The following is a 410-nucleotide window of genomic DNA, read 5'->3' on the forward strand; positions in this document are numbered from 1 at the left end:
GGGCAGAACACCTGGCGCACCTGCGGCTGCGCCTGCAGCCAGCGGGCCACCTGCAGCGCATGGCGCTCGTGCATCTGCAGCCGTGCCGACAGGGAGCGCATGCCGCGCAGCACGAGCCAGGCGTCGTCGGGGCTCACCGCCATGCCGAAGGCGTCGCAGCGATCCGCGAGCGGCTGCCACGCCGCCTCGGTGGTGGAGACGGTGCCCATCATCACGTCCGAATGGCCCGAAAGGTATTTGGTGGCGGCCATCACGGACACGTCCGCCCCCAGCGCGAGCGGGCGGTACTGCAGGCCCGATCCCCAGGTGTTGTCCGCCACCAGCAGCGCGCCGTGGGCATGGGCGATGCGTGCCAGTTCCGGCAGGTCGCACATCTCGTAGACGAGCGAAGCGGGGCATTCGGCATACAC

Annotated in this window: 1 protein-coding gene; it reads right to left on the minus strand. The window is 70.5% G+C overall.

The features are described from left to right. A partial coding sequence (locus KDK95_RS39060; protein ID WP_212522671.1) for a PLP-dependent transferase occupies nt 1-410 on the minus strand: 410 nt, incomplete at both ends.

Origin of the sequence: Actinospica acidithermotolerans (assembly GCF_018139625.1) — a bacterium.
Classification (GTDB): Bacteria; Actinomycetota; Actinomycetes; order Streptomycetales; family Catenulisporaceae; genus Actinospica; species Actinospica acidithermotolerans.